General features: G+C 44.2%; 18 protein-coding genes. 10 read left to right on the top strand and 8 right to left on the bottom strand.

Features of this window, described 5'->3' with window-relative positions:
* Positions 1–83: 83 nt before the first annotated feature.
* From GNE05_RS16185 to GNE05_RS16175, 3 genes are all read left to right on the top strand, one after another.
* Entirely contained in the window at positions 84–635 is a 552-nt protein-coding gene (locus GNE05_RS16185; protein WP_003152033.1) for a cysteine hydrolase family protein, read from the top strand.
* Between the two features lie 17 nt (positions 636–652).
* On the top strand, positions 653–2,119 hold the full coding sequence (locus tag GNE05_RS16180) for a nicotinate phosphoribosyltransferase (RefSeq protein WP_014418767.1): 1,467 nt from the start codon (positions 653–655) through the stop codon (positions 2,117–2,119).
* 129 nt (positions 2,120–2,248) lie between these two features.
* On the top strand, positions 2,249–3,472 hold the full coding sequence (locus GNE05_RS16175) for an EAL and HDOD domain-containing protein (RefSeq protein ID WP_007613436.1): 1,224 nt from the start codon (positions 2,249–2,251) through the stop codon (positions 3,470–3,472).
* 6 nt (positions 3,473–3,478) lie between these two features.
* Here GNE05_RS16175 and GNE05_RS16170 read toward each other — a convergent pair whose 3' ends face one another.
* Positions 3,479–3,820, bottom strand: a complete 342-nt coding sequence (locus GNE05_RS16170) for a YuzC family spore coat inner layer protein (RefSeq protein ID WP_021495366.1) — start codon at positions 3,818–3,820, stop codon at positions 3,479–3,481.
* Positions 3,821–4,284: 464 nt separating this feature from the next.
* Here GNE05_RS16170 and degQ point away from each other — a divergent pair, with 464 nt between their 5' ends.
* The 6 genes from degQ (at position 4,285) to GNE05_RS16140 (ending at position 9,111) form a co-directional block, all read left to right on the top strand.
* Positions 4,285–4,425: a degradation enzyme regulation protein DegQ gene (degQ, locus tag GNE05_RS16165; protein WP_003152043.1), complete on the top strand. Its 141-nt coding sequence runs from the start codon at positions 4,285–4,287 to the stop codon at positions 4,423–4,425.
* 151 nt (positions 4,426–4,576) lie between these two features.
* Positions 4,577–5,482 carry a polyprenyl synthetase family protein gene (locus tag GNE05_RS16160; protein ID WP_014418764.1) on the top strand — a complete coding sequence of 302 codons (906 nt, stop codon included), beginning with the start codon at positions 4,577–4,579 and terminating at the stop codon, positions 5,480–5,482.
* The gene (comX, locus tag GNE05_RS16155) at positions 5,482–5,652 is read left to right on the top strand and encodes a competence pheromone ComX (RefSeq protein WP_032863917.1); all 171 of its coding nucleotides are present in this window, start codon (positions 5,482–5,484) and stop codon (positions 5,650–5,652) included. The genes GNE05_RS16160 and comX overlap by 1 nt, the downstream gene beginning before the upstream one ends.
* Complete coding sequence (locus tag GNE05_RS16150; protein ID WP_328700097.1) at positions 5,630–7,981, top strand: sensor histidine kinase; 2,352 nt, start codon at positions 5,630–5,632, stop codon at positions 7,979–7,981. Before comX ends, GNE05_RS16150 begins: the two co-directional genes overlap by 23 nt.
* Positions 7,982–8,061: 80 nt before the next feature.
* Complete coding sequence (locus GNE05_RS16145) at positions 8,062–8,706, top strand: two-component system response regulator ComA (protein ID WP_003152052.1); 645 nt, start codon at positions 8,062–8,064, stop codon at positions 8,704–8,706.
* 21 nt (positions 8,707–8,727) lie between these two features.
* Entirely contained in the window at positions 8,728–9,111 is a 384-nt protein-coding gene (locus GNE05_RS16140) for a hotdog fold thioesterase (RefSeq protein ID WP_160182981.1), read from the top strand.
* Positions 9,112–9,150: 39 nt separating this feature from the next.
* Here GNE05_RS16140 and mnhG read toward each other — a convergent pair whose 3' ends face one another.
* The 7 genes from mnhG to GNE05_RS16105 are packed head-to-tail and all read right to left on the bottom strand — an operon-like array spanning position 9,151 to position 14,920.
* Positions 9,151–9,525, bottom strand: a complete 375-nt coding sequence (gene mnhG / locus GNE05_RS16135) for a monovalent cation/H(+) antiporter subunit G (RefSeq protein WP_007613429.1) — start codon at positions 9,523–9,525, stop codon at positions 9,151–9,153.
* Complete coding sequence (locus tag GNE05_RS16130) at positions 9,509–9,793, bottom strand: Na(+)/H(+) antiporter subunit F1 (protein WP_003152057.1); 285 nt, start codon at positions 9,791–9,793, stop codon at positions 9,509–9,511. The genes mnhG and GNE05_RS16130 overlap by 17 nt, the downstream gene beginning before the upstream one ends.
* Positions 9,793–10,269: a Na+/H+ antiporter subunit E gene (locus GNE05_RS16125; protein WP_052827786.1), complete on the bottom strand. Its 477-nt coding sequence runs from the start codon at positions 10,267–10,269 to the stop codon at positions 9,793–9,795. The genes GNE05_RS16130 and GNE05_RS16125 overlap by 1 nt, the downstream gene beginning before the upstream one ends.
* A gap of 5 nt (positions 10,270–10,274) precedes the next feature.
* Complete coding sequence (locus GNE05_RS16120; protein WP_041482212.1) at positions 10,275–11,756, bottom strand: Na+/H+ antiporter subunit D; 1,482 nt, start codon at positions 11,754–11,756, stop codon at positions 10,275–10,277.
* On the bottom strand, positions 11,749–12,090 hold the full coding sequence (locus GNE05_RS16115; RefSeq protein WP_003152063.1) for a Na(+)/H(+) antiporter subunit C: 342 nt from the start codon (positions 12,088–12,090) through the stop codon (positions 11,749–11,751). Before GNE05_RS16115 ends, GNE05_RS16120 begins: the two co-directional genes overlap by 8 nt.
* Complete coding sequence (locus GNE05_RS16110; RefSeq protein ID WP_007613424.1) at positions 12,090–12,521, bottom strand: Na(+)/H(+) antiporter subunit B; 432 nt, start codon at positions 12,519–12,521, stop codon at positions 12,090–12,092. The genes GNE05_RS16115 and GNE05_RS16110 overlap by 1 nt, the downstream gene beginning before the upstream one ends.
* A complete protein-coding gene (locus tag GNE05_RS16105) occupies positions 12,518–14,920 on the bottom strand; it encodes a Na+/H+ antiporter subunit A (RefSeq protein WP_160182980.1) in 2,403 nt (800 codons plus the stop codon). The genes GNE05_RS16110 and GNE05_RS16105 overlap by 4 nt, the downstream gene beginning before the upstream one ends.
* A 242-nt stretch (positions 14,921–15,162) precedes the next feature.
* On the opposite strand from GNE05_RS16105, the gene GNE05_RS16100 reads away from it, so the two are divergent.
* Positions 15,163–15,381: a hypothetical protein gene (locus tag GNE05_RS16100; protein WP_160182979.1), complete on the top strand. Its 219-nt coding sequence runs from the start codon at positions 15,163–15,165 to the stop codon at positions 15,379–15,381.
* Positions 15,382–15,403: the final 22 nt, after the last annotated feature.

Raw genomic sequence — 15,403 nt, 5'->3', positions numbered from 1 at the left:
CGTTTGTCATTTTACAATGCCAATTCACTTACAAGTGGAGATAGGATATAATGGTTTTCATATGAATGGCGGGGAGGCCGGCTATGAAAAAAGCATTTATATGCATTGATTATACGAATGATTTTGCAGCAGAGAACGGGGCATTAACCTGCGGAGAACCCGCGAGACAGATTGAAGATACGATTGTCAGTTTGACGCAAGCATTTATAGAAAACGGTGATTACGTTGTCTTTGCGGTAGATTCGCATGATGCAGACGATGACTTTCATCCCGAGACACGCCTGTTTCCTCCGCATAATATCAACGGCACGGAGGGCAAAGAGCTGTACGGAAGGCTATCGCCTCTTTATGAGAAACATAAACACGCAAAAAACGTAAATTATATGGAAAAAACGAGATATTCTGCTTTTGCGGGAACGGATTTAGAGCTGAAACTGCGGGAACGGCAGATCACTGAGCTGCATCTTGCGGGCCTGTGCACCGACATCTGCGTTCTTCACACGGCGGTTGACGCCTACAACAAGGGCTTTCAGATCGTCATTCATCAAAACGCTGTGGCCAGCTTTAATCCGGAAGGGCATGAATGGGCCCTGTCCCATTTTAAGAACAGCATCGGAGCGCAAGTGGCAGAGTAAGGAAGGGGAAAATAATTTTGGTGGAGCATGGTTTTAAAGACGACAGTTTGTCTTTACATACAGATCTTTATCAAATTAATATGGCCGAAACGTACTGGAGAGACGGCATTCATGAGAAAAAAGCGATTTTTGAGCTTTTTTTCAGAAAGCTTCCCTTTGAAAACGGCTATGCGGTATTTGCGGGCTTAGAAAAAGCAATCGAATACTTGGAGAACTTCAAATTTACCGACAGCGATCTGAATTATTTAAAAACGGAATTGCACTATGCTGATGATTTCATTGATTATTTACGGGATCTTTCTTTTACCGGATCTCTTTACAGCATGAAAGAAGGCGAGCTCGTTTTTAACAACGAACCGATTATGCGGGTCGAAGCGCCCCTGATCGAAGCCCAGCTGATTGAGACGGCTCTGCTTAACATTGTGAATTACCAAACATTAATCGCCACGAAAGCGGCCCGCATTAAAGGCGTTGTCGGTGACGAAGACGCCCTCGAATTCGGAACGCGGCGCGCCCATGAAATGGATGCGGCTATGTGGGGAGCGAGAGCGGCTCTGATCGGCGGCTTCAGCGCAACGAGTAATGTAAGAGCCGGAAAGCGTTTTAATATACCGGTATCCGGCACGCACGCTCATGCGCTCGTACAAGCGTACCGCGATGAATATACGGCATTTAAGAAATATGCGGAGACCCACAAAGACTGCGTATTTCTCGTAGATACGTACGATACGATCCGTTCGGGCATGCCGAATGCGATTAAAGTCGCAAAGGAATTCGGCGACCGGATCAACTTCATCGGCATCCGCCTGGACAGCGGGGACTTGGCGTACCTGTCAAAAAAAGCGCGTGAAATGCTTGATGAAGCGGGTTTCACAGACGCAAAGGTCATTGCTTCAAGCGATCTTGACGAGCACACGATATTAAATCTGAAATCCCAAGGAGCGAAAATCGATACGTGGGGCATCGGCACGAAGCTGATTACCGCATACGATCAGCCGGCCCTCGGCGCGGTTTACAAGCTTGTCGCCATTGAAGAGGACGGCAAACTGACTGACACCATTAAAATTTCGTCAAACCCTGAAAAAGTGACAACGCCGGGAAGAAAGAGAGTATACCGGATTATCAACAAGCTGAATCACCACTCGGAAGGTGATTATATCGCGCTTTATGACGAGCGGGTAAATGATCAGAAACGCTTAAAAATGTTCCATCCCGTCCACACGTTCGTCAGCAAATTCGTCACTGACTTCTATGCGAAAGACTTGCATGAGCCGATCTTTGAAAACGGCGTTTTATGCTATGATAATCCCGAAATTACCGACATCCAGCAATACGTGCAGGATAACCTCAAACTTCTGTGGGAGGAATACAAACGGATCAGCAAGCCGGAAGAATATCCGGTCGATTTAAGCGAAGACTGCTGGAGCAACAAGATGCAGCGGATTCATGAAATCAAAAGCGAGCTGAAACGGGAACTTGAATAGAAGACAAAGCGGCCTTTCCTTTCTCTGGAAAGGCCTTTTTGTTGTGATAATATTTTTCACATTTAGACAAATTTCGTCAAATTATTTGATATACTTATGTTCGAAAGCCGCATCTAAGGGGGTAAATGAATGAAGGTGTTTGTTGCGAGACAGCCTATCTTCAACAGAAACGAACAGGTTGTTGCTTATGAACTTCTTTACCGGGAGAGCGAAGAGAACCGTTATTCGGCCGCTGACGGAGATAAAGCTACGACGGATCTCATTATTAACAGCTTTATCAACATCGGAATCGAAAAGCTGACTGAGGGGAAACGCTGCTTTGTGAATTTTACAGAAAGCCTGATGTTTTCAGATCTCCCTACCTCCTTTGATCCTGACCAGCTTATTATCGAAATTCTTGAGGACATACCGATCACTCCGGCACTCATCTCAAGATGCAGACAGCTGAAGAAATTAGGATATACATTAGCACTTGATGATTTTTACGCCATCAATCCGGAAAATGAAGAGTTAGTGGAACAGCTGATGAAATATATTGATATTTTAAAAATCGACTTTTTGCAATCCTCGCGTCTGGAGCGCAAAAAAATCATTCAGACGTACAGCTGTAAAAGTCTGATTTATTTAGCGGAGAAAGTGGAGACGAGAAAAGATTATAAACAGGCGGCCATAGACGGCTTTCACCTGTTTCAAGGATATTTTTTCAGTGAACCGCGTGTCATCAGCGGAAATGATCTGACGTTTCATTTTCATTCTTACTACCAGCTTTTAAGCGAATTAAACAATGACCAGCCCAATATACAGCGCGTGACGGAATACATAGAGCGGGACGTCAGCTTATCGTATCAGATTCTGCGTTTTTTAAACGGATCGCAAACAAGGCTGAAAAAAAAGATAGACAGCATCCAGCAGGCCATCATGATGCTCGGGCTGAATGAGATTAAGCGCTTGATTTACATTCTTTCATTCAGAGATTTAACGGCGAAAAGCCACTCAAGCCAAAAAGAAATCATTAAGATTTCCTTAATCAGGGCCAAACTGTGCGAACTGCTGGCGAAAAGAACCGGAAGGCCCCAGCCCTCTTCTTACATGCTGATCGGCATGTTTTCGCTCATCGATACGCTTCTCCACAGGGAGCTGGAGGATATCATCAAAGAACTGCCTTTAATCGATGAAGTCGGACAGGCGCTGCTCGGTTATGAAAACGATTATTATAAGATGCTCGCGCTCGTCAAAGCCATTGAATGCAACAACTGGGACTGTGACGAGTGGGGAAAAGAACTGAACAAAGAAGAAGCGTATGAATGTTACCTACAGGCGATCGAATGGTGCCGGCAGCTGATCGTGGATTGAGCCGCTTTAAGCCGACCACCTGAGGGCGATGATAAATCGGCTTTGCTCTCTGACCAGACTGACACGGATGCCGTCGGGATTATACGTCACGTCAAAGTCATTTTTGATGCCGGTCTGCTTAATGAGCCGCTTGACCGCTGCGGTGTCAGATGATTGCGCTGCGGTGAGGATGCGGCGCGCAAGCTCTTTTGACGCCGACAGCCGCGCAAGGAGCAGGCGCGCATCCTCCAGCATGCCCGCAGCTTCTTTTGCGGACGCTGTCAAAATATCTGCGTGAACCGGAGGACTGGGTGCAGGATTCCGGTATGGCGCGGCGAAAACAGGGAAGCATGGATACACATAATGCATACGGCGGCCTCCTTCCTGAGAAAACATTCGTTATACATGAGTATAGGCGGCGTGATAACGAGTTATGACATGCAAAAGACCACAATGCGGGGGTTGCGGTCTTTTCGGTGTTTGTCGGTGGTTATGCGACGCTGTTCGCCCATTCTGTTTTGAAATTGCGACGGCAGGGACTATAGTCCTTGCCGGTTTGTCGGAAAACCGTTAAAAAAACAGCAGAACCGCCAGATTGGTCTGCTTCATCCTAAACGTCTGCCTTTCTGGTAGTTATATAGTCCTGTTCGCTAAATGCTCCGTTCGGGACTATGGGATTACCCCGGTTTGCGGTGTCACGCAGATACTTTTACACATACTTTTCGGTGAAAAATCCCGCAAAAACGTTTACACTATTAGTAACAGATCAAATACCTAGGACTCGTTCACCATACACAATTCATTGATCTTTCAAAAAAAGGAGTGTGGAAACGGTGGAAAACAAATTAGAAGAAGTAAAGCAATTATTATTCCGACTTGAAAATGATATCAGAGAAACAACCGACTCATTACGAAACATTAACAAAAGCATTGATCAGCTCGATAAATTCTCATATGCAATGAAAATTTCTTAAAAAGACTTGGAAACAAGTCTTTTTTTTGTGCATTTTTTATCCATTTCGTGGATAAAGTATTATACGATTGTTAAAAAACGAAAAACCTGCTGTCTTTCATCACCTGCATTTAGTAAAATAGAATGGGAGGGTGAAGACAATTATTGAGCAAATGTGTTTAGATGCCGAAACGATTAAAGAGAAGATGAAGGAAATTGTAAATGATAATCTTTACAATTCAGATTTGATCAGTCTGCTGTGCTCTTTCATTGAAACAAAAGAATCCTTCTTTTTTGGAAACCTGGCATATCAGCATTACATAGCATTTAACGGAGCAAATTTCAAAGAAATAGAGCTACTGGCTGTTGGAATTGAATTGTTGATTTTATCATTTGATATCTTGGATGACCATGAAGATGAGGATAATGACAGTGCTCTTTGGATGAAAATTGACCGCTCAGTTTCGCTAAATGCATCAACATCTCTCTATACAATTAGTCTCCATCTCATTAATTCGCTTTGTACAGTTTCCGAATTTTCTCAGTTAGCCTTAAAATATGCATTAGAAGCAATGCAGGGGCAGCATGATGACTTAAGGAATGTGGCCGAGACTGAAGAAGAGTGCCTCGAAATGATAAAACATAAATCAGGTTCACTTACTGCGATGCCATGTGTACTGGGAACAATGCTTGCATCCGGGGAATATAACGAGACTGTTGAGAATTATTCTTACTTGTTAGGAATTGTGAAACAAATAGAGAATGATTATTATGGGTTATTTAATAAAGAACGCAGTGATATTAACAAAAAAAGAAATAACTTAGTTTTATTATACTTAAAACGAAAATTTAATCCGATGTCAGTATTAATTCTTAAAATAATGAATTCAAACCAGGAATATCAATTATTGCTTTCAGATAAAGACGCGTTCAAACAAAAGCTTTGGGATGCTGGGGTGATTCAATATATTTCTATCATGATTAAATTATATGAAGATAAAATAATGAATGAATTAAACAAAATAAATATTGAAATTGAGTTATTGCATTACAAATCATTGAATGAGGGCACAGTATAATGAATCAAGACATCGTAAATTATTTAATGAAAAACCCAGAAGTACTAGAGAAATTAAAAAAAGAAGAAGTTAGTTTACTTAGTATCCCAAATTCACTTATCCCAACTATTCTTGAGATTTTTGATAATAATGTAAAAATAAGAAGAAATGACCCAGCTTGGTTTACTTAAAAAACAAGAGAGTTGTGGTTCCTTGAGACAATTGCTGAAATGTTTTACGGTTGCTTTATTATTGTTCGGAATTTTTTATTTTACTTTTATAATTTATTATACTCAGAATGGAATATTAATAGGAACAAAAGTAGTTCAGTCTTCTAACCAAGAATTAAAAGTTGTGGATATTTCAAAATCTTCTTATGGAAGAATAATGGGTCTAAAAATTGGGGACAGAATTACTGAAATAAATGGCGGAAAACCTAAAAAAGAAAATATTTATGGTTCATACCTTGCGAAAATTAAGTATTTAAAAGTTGAGAGAGACGGGCGTTTAATAGAACTTAAAAATATTGAATTCATTTATTTAGATAGTCCATATAGTTTCTTTTCGTATATTATTCCGTGTATCTTTTTTCTTCTTAGTTTAATATGCATATTTTATATATTTAAAGTCAACCTAAGAAAAGATAGCGTCTCAGCGTATATTCTTATTTGCTTTTTACTGTGTATTTCTATTGCATACTTAAGCGCAGGAGGGGTTACAAGAGGTTATCGTATTAATAGGTACATTAATCTTTACACCTTTTTAGCTGTGCCTGTTTTATATCTAAATTTCTTGCATCAATATTTCAAAGAACTTAAAGTGAAATTTTCGAGAGGAATTTACGTTGGTTTATTGTACCTTCTTCCTCTAATTAATATCCTGCTTGAATTATTTAGAGATAGAATAGGTCATCATTTAATTGTAAGCCTTAACCTTTTAACATTTTTATTAGAAATGATTGTAGTTTATGTTAGTCTCATATTATATCAAATAAAACATAGAAAAAAGGATTTCTCTTACCTGTTAAAAGTACTTCTGGTTTCTAATACAATTGCTTTTTTACCCTTTTCTTTATTATATATTGCTCCATTGATTATTTTTGGACAATATGTATATAGCGCTGTAGTTACTGCACCTTTTCTTCTGCTCATACCTTTAGCATTGGTATATCAATTTGTCGTAAATAAGATTTACAACATTGATTTCTTGTTAGGCCGTTTGAGGTATTATTGCTTGTTAGCAGTTATTCCGACGATAGGAATCGTTTGGGTATTTGTAGTATTCATCAACAAAAATAAAAATTTTGACACTTTCCAAATTACATTGTTTGTATTTCTAATCATGCTAGCCGTTTTTTATTTCAAAGAAGTTCTAGACTTTAAGTTTCGCTTAAAGCGTTTCTCTGAAAAATACAATTACCAAGACAGCATATTTAAATATACACAGCTTCTTAAAAGCGTATCAGCTTTAAATCAAGTGTTTATGAATTTGAAAAAGACTATTTTGGACGTCTTGCCTGTTAGTAAAGCTTATATATTTGAAATCAATTCTGACGGAGACATTCTGTATTTTGATAAACAGAACAGTGAACCGAACTGGCAGCCGTATAAAAAAGAATTTGATAAAGTCACATCAGAGATTGGCAAGATTATTGAAGTAAATCAAGGTTTTCTGATGAAGATTGGAGAAAGAGGGGCAAACTCATACGTTCTGCTTTGTTTGTCGAGCATTAATACTCCAAGACTGACAAGAGATGAGATATCTTGGTTAAAGACATTGTCTTTTTATACAAGTGTTTCGATGGAAAACATATTGCAGATCGAAGAACTCATGAACCATTTACAAGATCTAAAGCAACAAGGCTCAAACCCGGTCTGGCTCAAAAAGCTGATGTTTACGATCGAGGAAAAGCAGCGTTCGGATTTGGCCCGTGATCTGCATGATTCAGTGCTGCAGGACTTGATTTCTTTGAAGCGCCAGTGTGAGCTGTTTCTGGCCGATTTTAAGAAAGAGGAGCCTTGCCACATAGAGGTGCAGGACAAGCTTCATCAGATGAATGAGCAGATGTCGGATGTCATTTTGATGACCCGGGAGACGTGCCATGAGCTTCGTCCTCAGCTGCTGTATGATTTGGGTCTGGTCAAGGCGGTATCCAAGCTTGCCGCGCAGCAGCAGGAGCGTGCGCCGTTTCATATCCGTCTGAATACGGGCCGGTTTACGGCGGCGCTGGATTTGGATACGCAGCTGAATTTGTACCGCATTATTCAGGAATTTCTTTCGAACGCCATGAAGCATTCTCAGGCGAATGAGGTGCTGATTATGCTGATCAGCATTCAAAATAAAGTGATTCTGCATTATGAAGACGACGGTGTCGGCTGCAATCAGGAAGAAGGCGGCGGGCAGTCGATGAGCATGGGTCTTTCGGGTATTAAGGAGCGCGTCCGTGCGCTTGACGGACGGATGAAAATCGACACAAGTGAAGGAAACGGTTTTAAAGCGGATATTGAAATGGAATTGTAACCAATTTATCACCAAATCGACTTGGCAGAAGCCAAGTCTTTTTAATAAAATGGAAATGAGTGAGTAAAAGGGAGGAAACCATGAAAAAGATACTAGTGATTGATGATCATCCGGCTGTCATGGAGGGCACCAAGACGATTCTGGAAACGGACACGAATCTTTCTGTCGATTGCCTCAGTCCTGATGCCAGTGAACAATTCGTTCTCCGGCATGATTTTTCAGCTTACGATCTCATATTAATGGATTTAAATCTGGGTGATGACATCAGCGGCATAGAGCTTTCCAAGAAAATCTTAAAAGAGAATCCTCTCTGTAAAATCATTGTCTACACAGGCTATGAGGTTGAAGATTATTTTGAAGAATCCATCCGCGCGGGCCTGCATGGCGCCATCAGCAAAACCGAATCTAAAGAGAAAATCATGCAATACATATATCACGTGCTCAACGGACAGATTTTAGTTGATTTCTCCTATTTCAAACAGCTGATGACCCAGCAAAAAACAAAAACGTCTTCTTCCCCTCAAAGTGAGCAGGATCGGTTAACCCCGAGAGAGCGCCATATTCTCCAAGAGGTCGAAAAAGGTTTGACCAATCAGGAAATCGCAGATGCGCTTCACTTAAGCAAGCGGTCAATTGAATACAGCCTGACATCCATTTTTAACAAGCTGAATGTCGGCTCCCGAACTGAAGCGGTGCTGATCGCCAAGTCAGATAACGTACTATAAATCTTGAAGGGAGAATGACCTATGAATCTGAACAATACATTGCTCGGCGCACTCGGTATTGAAATCACTGAAAACACGCCGGAGAGATGCGTGGCGGTGATGCCGGTGGATAAGAGGACGGTGCAGCCTTTCGGATATCTGCATGGTGGCGCGTCAGCAGCGCTGGCAGAGACTGTTGCAAGTGTCGGGGCCCAGCATTTTATCGACCGGTCGAACCAGGCGTGTGTCGGGCTTGAGATTAATGCTAATCATTTAAAATCCGTGAAAGAGGGCGGGACGGTCACGGCGATTGCGAAACCCGTTCACACAGGCAGGGCAACCATTGTGTGCGAGATTAACATTTTCGATGAACGGGAAAGGCTGATCTGTGTTTCCCGCTGCACGCTGGCTGTTATAACAAAATAAACAAACAGCCGGAACCCTGAATCGTCCGGCTGTTTGTTTTTATAAATATGAATCTTCTTTTCGTTTGATCACAAAGTTTCTGATTCCTTTGTAATCATCCTGTACGCTTCTTTTATCAAGCGCCGCTCCCGAATTGTACGCGGCCCTGCATATGAGGTGCGCTCCGACCGGCGCCGTCAGCAGGATAAAAATGATGCCGAGCAGTATTTTTACAGAAATTTCTCCGGTCAGCATCCACAAGTAGCCTAACACCCCGAGCAATACCAAATTAACGCCGAGTGTCGAGCCTTTTGAAGAGGCGTGGGCGCGCGTATACACATCAGGAAGCCTGAGTGTGCCGAAAGACGCGACCAGGCAGATCAGCGATCCCATCAGAATACAAATGCCGACGGCCCATTTAACGATTTCGATCATTTTCGATAATCTCTCCTTTCTCCAAAAACTTAGCAAAGGCAATCGTGCCGATAAACGATAAAATGCCGAGCAGCAGAATGATGTCCAAAAAGGCCGATGTGTTTAAGAGAATGGATACAAGCGCGGTCATGGCAATCAGATTAATGCCGATCCCATCAAGCGCGACGACCCGGTCCGGTATCGTAGGCCCTTTCATGACGCGAATGACGTACAGAAGAGTCGAAACCGCCATAATGCCGAGTGATAATTGCAGAATAAACGTAAACATCAGCGGCTCACCTCCTGAATGGCTTTCTCAAAAGAGACGCGGATGTCATGGATCGCTTTCTCCGCATCTTCAATGTCCATGGCGTGTATATAGAGAATCGACCGGTCATCGGAGATATCCATCACGAGCGTACCCGGTGTTAAAGTGATTAACAGCGAGAGCAGCGTGATCTCCCAATCCTCCGTCAATTCCGTCTTAAACGCGAAAATGCCCGGGCGGATGTTCAGCTTCGGCGATATAACGGTTTTCAGCACGCTGACATTGGCCAAATATAATTCCTTTATAAAGATCAGTGTCAGTTTGATGACTGACCATATTTTCCAAATGTAAAACGGCCGCGAGAAGAAGCGCCGGAAAAAAAACAGCGCCGCCAAGCCCGCGATAAATCCGGTCATAAAACCCGCCGCGCTGAGGCTGTTTGTGAGAAACATCCAGCAAACAGCGAGAAGAACATTTAATAATAGTTGAAAAGCCATGCCATCTACTCCTTCAAAACAGCTTCAATGTATTTTTCCGGATTCAGCAGATTCTCAGCCGTCTGATTGACATACGGTGAAACCCATTCGGTTCCGAGCCCGAACAGAAGCGACAAAAGGAGAAAAGCGGCTGCCGGATAAAGAAGTCCTTTTGCGGACCGTCCGCCTGCGCCGGGGATTTCTTTTTCTTCCCCCCAAAAAGCCGTCGTAAAAACCTTCAGCACGGAATAGAGCACAAGCAGGCTTGATAAGAGAATCAATACGGAAAACAAAGTTTCCCCCTTATCGAACCCGCCTTCCGCAATCTTCAGCTTGCCCACAAATCCGCTGAACGGCGGGATGCCGGCCAAAGATATGGCTGAAATAAAGAACATCCATCCCAAAACGGGATAACGGGTGATCAGTCCGCCCATTTTATGCAGGCTGGCAGTGCCCGTCAATGCGATAAGCGTGCCGGCGAGCATAAACAGCGCTCCTTTAATCAGCATATCGTGAATCAAGTAATAAACCGCTCCTTGAATGGAGGCCGGCGTGTTCATGGCAATGCCGAACAAAATCACGCCGACGGCTGTAATAATATTGTAGATGACGATTTTCATGACATCCGAAAAGGCGATAGATCCGATTACGCCGAATAGCACCGTCAGCATCGCAAGCCACATCATCAATTGGTGGGTAAAGCCCGTATCGTGAATAAAGATCAGGGTGAATACTCTTAAAATGGCGTACAGGCCGACTTTCGTCAAAAGAGACCCGAATAAGGCCGAAATCGCAGCCGGCGGGGCGTAATAAGAGCCCGGCATCCAGAAATACAGCGGGAATATCCCGCCCTTTAAACCGAAAACGACGAGAAGAAGGACGCCGATGACGGTTATCAGCCCGGTCTGGCCCGATTCGCTTATTTTTACGCTTAGGTCAGCCATATTCAGCGTGCCCGTCACCGCATATAAGTAACCGACGCCGATGACAAAAAACGCGGATGACACAATGTTAAACACGATATACTTCAATGATTCTCTTAATTGAATTTTCGTTCCGCCAAGCACGATCAGCATGTAGGACGCGATAAGCAGAAGCTCAAAAAAGACGTACATGTTGAACAGGTCACCCGTCAAAAACGCTCCGCTTACGCCGGCCAGAAGAAACTGCACCCCTGAATAATAGAAAGCGCGCTCCCTTTTTTCTCCGATGGAGCGGAAGGAGTACAGGGTGACGAGCAGCCCGATTATGGCGGTTGTCAAAACAAGCAGTGCGGCAAGCTGATCCGCGGCGAGCACAATGCCGTACGGCGCTTTCCAGCCGCCGAGTGTCAGCGTCTGAATCCCGTGTGTGAAAACCGTCTGAACGAGAGCGGCGCTGATGACGATGGAGACACAGGAAGCGGCAGTGCTGAATACCCGCATCAGCATCACGTGCCTGTTCATAAAAATCAGCAGCACTGCGGCAAGCAGCGGCACCAGAATAGGCAATATCACAAAGTTATTCATGTTGATCATTTCCCCTCATTCGATCCATATCGTCCGTTTTCAGTTCCTGATAGGCGCGAAACGCCATCACAAGCAGGAAGGACGTGACGCCGAACGAAATAACGATCGCCGTCAGTATGAGTGCCTGCGGCAGCGGATCGACAAACGACGTGCTTTTTCCGCCCAGTATGGGAGGGGCGCCTTTTTTCAGTCCGCCCATGGTCAGGAGCAGCAAATGGACGCCGTGGCTTAAAAGCGCGGTGCCGATAATCACGCGCAGCAGACTTTTAGAAAGCAGCAGGTAGGTTGCCGCCATAAACAAAATACCGGCAATGACAGACATTAAGATTTCCATTATTCTTCCTCTCCAATCGTTTGAATAATGGTCATCGTCACGCCGACAACAACGAGATACACACCTAAATCAAACAAAGTGGCCGTCGCAAGCTCCGTATTCCCAAGCACCGGGAGATGAAAATGGCCGAATGTATGGGTGAGAAAGGGTGCTCCGAATAAGAACGAACCTGCACCTGTTGCAATGGCGATAAGCAGACCCGCGCCCGCCACATAAATAAAATTGACGGGCAAAATCGATTTGACGGTTTTTAAATCAAAGGCCAAAAGCAACAGCACGATGGCCGAAGACGTAATCAGTCCGCCGACAAATCCTCCGCCGGGAGCGTTATGTCCCGATAAAAATAAATAGAAAGAGAAAAGCAGAATGATAAAAGATACAAGCTTCGTTGCCGTCTGAAGGATGATGTCGTTTGTTTTTTGCTGTCTCAACGCTCTTCTCCCTCCTCTTTTACTTTCGTTCTGATCATGCCGTAAATCCCGAGTGCGGCAATCGACAGCACCGTGATTTCAAACATCGTATCAAATCCCCTGAAATCAACGAGGATGACGTTGACGATATTGTTTCCTCCCCCGAGCTTATGGCTGTAAGCGGTGAAAAAGGAGGAGATGCTGTCTTTTGTTTTTTCGCTGGAAGACGCGATTCCGAGCATTGTCACGATGACGCCGACACCGAGAGAAATGATAAAATTCGTCATCCGGAATGTTCTTGTCTTCTTTTTTCGCCGCATTTTCGGCAGATGGTAAAAACAAAGAAGAAACAAGGCAACGGATATCGTCTCAATGACGAGCTGCGTGAGCGCCAGATCGGGCGCTCTGAAAATCACGAAAAACAGCGCGAGTGTGTACCCGACAACACCGAGTGAGATAATGGCCGTCAGCCGCGATTTGGCGAACACAGTCGCAATCGTTGCGCTCACCATAACGAGGGACAGCACGATTTCATACAGGCCGATTTCAGCCATTCCTTTCGCTGTCATGGAAAAGCCGCCTTTCATGACGAACGCCGCTCCGATGAGAATGATAAACGCCGCAAAGATATACAGCAGATAATCCCGCAAAAATCCGGTCATATAAGATGACGTCAGCTGGTAAGATCTTTTTTCCATACTGCCCGTCACCGCATCGTAAAGCTTGTTCAGCGTCAGTTTTTTCGGAAACAGACCGTACAAACGCTCCCATTTAGACAGCGTTACGTAACCGATCGTGCCGACAATGATGATACCGAGGGTCATCATTAGCTCAGCCGTCACCCCGTGCCACTGGGAAATATGAACATGGAATGTATCTCCGCCGGTTAACAGAGCCGGATAAATGGAGTTCATCGCCGGTTCAATCAGGCTGTAAGACAAAACGTTCGGTGCAAAAAACAGACTGACGGCGCAAGCGGCAAGGATCACCGGCGAAATCAGCATGCCGAGCGGTGCTTCATGCGGCGTCTTTTCAAGCTGATCAGGTTTGCGCGCGCCGCTGAACGTTCTGAAAAACAGCTTCATGCTGTAGATGAAAGTGAAGACGCTCCCGATCCATGCGAGAACGGGGAACAGCACGCCCCACGTATCCAGGCTGAAAATATCTGCATGAGCAATCCGCAGCATACTTGTAAAGAACATTTCTTTACTTAAAAAGCCGTTAAACGGAGGGAGGCCTGCCATGGAAAACGTTCCGATCAGTGAAACGGTGAACGTTACCGGCATAAGCGCCATCAGTCCGCCGAGCCTGCGGATGTCCCGTGTTCCCGTTTCATGGTCGATAATGCCGACCGCCATAAATAAACTTCCTTTAAAAGTAGCATGGTTAATTAAGTGAAACACAGCCGCGGTGACAGCCGCCGTAAAATACTCTGAATGCTGGTAATGAAGCGCGGCGGCTCCTGCGCCGAGCATCGATACAATCATACCGAGCTGACTGACTGTGGAAAATGCCAGAATCGCTTTTAAATCGGTTTGTTTCATCGCATTGAAGGAAGCCCATACCATCGTGATCAGACCGACTGAGGCAACCGTCCAAAACCAGACGGGTGAAAATGCAAAAATCGGACTGAATCTGGCAATCAGATAAATGCCCGCTTTCACCATTGTAGCCGAGTGCAGATAGGCGCTGACAGGAGTCGGCGCCTCCATGGCATCAGGCAGCCAGATATAAAACGGAAACTGCGCTGATTTCGTAAAGGCTCCCAATAACAGGAGAACCATCGCCGGAATAAAGAACGGATGGCCTGCGATAATATGCACCTGGTTGACCATTTCCCTGATACTGAAAGAATCCGTCATCAGATACAGCAGGATAAAGCCGCCAAGCATGCACAGCCCGCCGCCGACGGTAATCAGCAGTGACTTTTCCGCCCCGTAGCGTGATTTCTTCCGCTTATGCCAATACCCGATTAATAAGAAGGATGACAGGCTTGTCAGCTCCCAGAACATATAAAGCACGATGACGTTATCGACGAGCACAACGCCCAGCATCGCGCCCATAAACATCAGCAGGTACACATAAAAGGGGCCGAGCTTTTCTTTGTCCTTCGATAAGTAAAAAATACTGTAAAGCGTCACTAAAGAGCCGATACCCGTAATCAATAAAGCGAATAACAGCCCGAGTCCGTCAATATAAACGGTATAGTTAATACCGAGGGACGGAATCCATTCGGCCGCATACCGGACGGTTTCCCCAGCCATTGTGACAGGGAGCTTGCTGATAAAGTAAACAAACAGCACAACGGGCACTATCAGCACAAACCAGCCTGTATGGACTTGTTTTACCCGTTTATAAAGAAAGGGAACGATAAATGCAAATAAAAAAGGCGCCAAAATCGCGAAATGTAACAGCTGCAACAGAAGACCTCCTTTGCTTGTTTTTTCATCAAGCAACTGCTTTATGTAAGAGTGAATCAATCAATTCACGGTCATAGGACCCAGTCCAAATTATATCGCACTTTTTTTTACCCTGCTACGGCATAATGTATTCCTCTCTGTGTTTTGTGGTCTTTTGAACCTAAAATAAATTTATCAAATATCCTGATCTTTGTATATACATTTATCTTTCAGTTCAAGCTTTTAAAAAAGGAGCTGGTCAGATGAAGAGAAAGGCGGCGGCCTGTATTGGAATATTTTGTACTATTATTGCAGGAACATTCATAGCGGACGATTTCTGCAAAACGCGGCAGCAGACGGAGGCGGATAATTGGGAGCGTTTTTTTCTCGGTGCGGAATACGCAGAAGACAAGCTGAGTGCGGCTGAATCAATGCAAACACCGTTTCAGCCGCGTGAGTATATCAGAATCGTATATAGATGAAAAGAGTTCCGGCACCGGGGTG

Source organism: Bacillus sp. AM1(2019) (assembly GCF_009906915.1).
GTDB classification, from domain to species: domain Bacteria; phylum Bacillota; class Bacilli; order Bacillales; family Bacillaceae; genus Bacillus; species Bacillus velezensis.
The sequence above is the reverse complement of the archived record's forward strand: the minus strand, read 5'-3'. Positions and strand labels throughout refer to the sequence as shown.